Source organism: Mesorhizobium sp. (assembly GCF_024509055.1).
In the GTDB taxonomy this organism is placed as follows: Bacteria; Pseudomonadota; Alphaproteobacteria; order Rhizobiales; family Rhizobiaceae; genus Mesorhizobium.
This window is the reverse complement of sequence record NZ_JANINM010000246.1, coordinates 1-2,626: the sequence shown is the minus strand read 5'-3', so window position 1 is coordinate 2,626 and position 2,626 is coordinate 1. Positions and strand designations below refer to the sequence as shown.

Here is a 2,626-nt window from a genome sequence, read left to right as displayed (position 1 = left end):
CGGCGGCCGCGTCGCCGAGCGGCTGGTCGATGTCGGCCAGCATGTCGACCAGGGCGCCGTGCTCGCCCGCATCGATCCTCAGGAACAGCAGTCCGATCTGCGCTCCGCGCAGGCCGACCTCGACGCCGCGCAGGCCCAGCTCACCCAGGCAACGGCGGCCTTCCAGCGGCAGAAGACGCTGCTCTTGCAAGGCTACACCACCAGGCGGGATTTCGACTCGGCGGACCAGACGATGAAAGTCGCGCAAGGCAGCGTCGATGCCGCGCAAAGCGCCTTGGCCAATGCCAAGGAGAACCTTTCCTACACCGAGCTCAAGGCGGGTGCGGCCGGCGTCATCACAGCCCGCCAGGTCGAGGCCGGACAGGTGGTCCAGGCCGCGCAGACCGTCTTCACCATCGCGGAGGACGGCGACCGGGACGCGGTGTTCAACGTGCACGAGACACTGGTCGTCCAGGCGCCTTCGGCACCGGTGGTGACGATCACGCTGCTTTCAGACCCGCAAATCAGGGCTACGGGCAAGGTGCGCGAGATATCGCCCGCGATCGACACTGCCTCCGGAACGATCCGCGTGAAGGTCGGCATCCCCGACACGCCAGCGGGCATGCCGCTGGGAGCTGCGGTAATCGGGACCATCAGCGCCAGGCCGGTCAAGGCTTTCCTGCTTCCCTGGCAGGCGCTGACCTCGGCTGCCGGCAAGCCGGCGGTGTGGATCGTCGACCCATCGAGCAAGGCGGTAACGACCGCGCCGGTCGAAGTGCTCGCCTTCGATTCGGGCGTGGTCGCCGTCGACAAGGGACTGCAGGAAGGCCAGAACGTCGTCACCGCCGGCGGGCAGCTGCTCAGCCCCGGGCAGACCATCGAAGTGGCGGGGGCGGCCCAATGAACCGATTGCAGTACATTCCCGCCCTCATTCTCATCGCCTCGCTCACGGCCTGCTCGCGCTCCGAGGAGAAGGCGCCGGAGGTCATCCGGCCGGTGCTGTCGGTGGTCGTCCAACCGAAGACCGTCGAGACCTTCGGCTTCGCCGGCACGGTGCAGCCGCAATACAGCGCCGACCTTGCCTTCCGCCTGCTCGGCCGCATCGTCTCGCGCGACGTCAAGGTGGGCGATATCGTCACCAAGGGGACGACGATCGCCGCGCTCGACCCGACGGCGCTGGAGCTTGCCGTCCAGGCGTCGAAAGCGGACCTGTCGAATGCGCAGGCGCAGTTCGCAAATGCCTCGGCAAGCGAGGAGCGGCAGCGCGCGCTGCTTGCCTCCGCCAACACCTCGCAGGCCGTCTACGACGCCGCGCAGCAGGCGAAGCAGGCGGCCGCGGCGGGCGTCGAGCGCGCCAATGCGGCCTTGGCCAAATCGCAGGAGCAGCTCGGCTATGCCCGGCTGTTCTCTGATTTCGACGGCGTCGTCACCGCCGTCGGCGCCGAGGTCGGCCAGACCGTTTCAGCCGGACAGACCGTCGTCACCGTGGCGCGCACCGACCCGCGCGAGGCCGTGGTCGACATTCCCGACCAACTGACCGGCGACCTCACCGTCGGCACACCGTTCGACATCATCCTGCAGTCGCTGCCCACGATCAAAACCCAGGCCAAGCTGCGGGAAATCGCGCCGCAGGCAGAGGGCACGACCCGCACCCAACGTGTGCGGTTGACGCTGGTCAATCCACCGCCAGCGTTCCGGCTGGGCTCGACGATCACGGCGACCCGTGTGACCCAGGTAACGCCTACGATCGAGTTGCCTATGACAGCGCTGCTCGAGACAGACGGCGCCGACAAGGTCTGGATCGTCGATCCGCAAACGTCGAGCGTCAGCATGCGCGAGATCAAGATCGCGTCGAAGAATGGCGGCAGCTTCACGGTGGCGTCGGGATTGGACGCCGGAATGCGTGTCGTCACGGCGGGCGTCCACAGCCTGAGCGAAGGCCAGAAGGTCAAAGTGCCCGAGGGAGGGGCCTCATGAAGGGCTTCAACCTCTCCGACTGGGCGCTCAGCCATCGCTCGATGGTCTGGTATTTCATGCTGGTCTTCGTGGTGGCCGGCGTCTTCTCCTACCTCAACCTCGGCCGCGAGGAAGATCCCGCTTTCACCATCAAGACCATGATCATCCAGGCCAACTGGCCCGGCGCCTCGGTCAAGGAGACGGTGCAGCAGGTCACCGACCGCATCGAAAAGAAACTCGAGGAGCTCGATAGCCTCGACTACACGAAATCGATCACCACCGCCGGGCAGACCGTCATCTTCGTCAACCTGAAGGACACCACCAAGGCGCGCGACGTCGTGCCGAACTGGCTTCAGGTGCGCAACATGGTGAACGACATCAAGGCGCAGTTCCCGCAAGGCGTTCAGGGACCGTTCTTCAACGACCGTTTCGGCGACGTCTACGGCAATATCTATGCTTTCACCGCCGATGGGCTCACGCCGCGCCAGCTGCGCGACTATGTCGAGGATGTGCGAACCAAAATCCTGACCGTGCCGAATGCCGGCAAGGTCGATCTGGTGGGCGCCCAGGACGAGGCGATCTATCTCGAATTCTCGACCCGCCAGATCGCAGCGCTTGGGCTCAACCAGCAGGCGATCGTCGCCAGCCTGCAGGCGCAGAACGCCATTACCCCGTCCGGCGTCATCCAGTC

At 66.0% G+C, this 2,626-nt stretch carries 3 protein-coding genes; all 3 read left to right on the top strand.

What is annotated here, in order from left to right; all coding sequences use genetic code 11:
- Positions 1-883, top strand: an 883-nt coding sequence (locus Q0L57_RS12185) for an efflux RND transporter periplasmic adaptor subunit (protein WP_296742955.1), incomplete at its 5' end; no start/stop codon positions are given.
- On the top strand, positions 880-1,956 hold the full coding sequence (locus tag Q0L57_RS12180) for an efflux RND transporter periplasmic adaptor subunit (protein WP_296742953.1): 1,077 nt from the start codon (positions 880-882) through the stop codon (positions 1,954-1,956). The genes Q0L57_RS12185 and Q0L57_RS12180, both read left to right, overlap by 4 nt.
- Positions 1,953-2,626 (top strand): efflux RND transporter permease subunit (locus Q0L57_RS12175; RefSeq protein ID WP_296742951.1); only part of this gene is annotated, 674 nt, incomplete at its 3' end. The genes Q0L57_RS12180 and Q0L57_RS12175, both read left to right, overlap by 4 nt.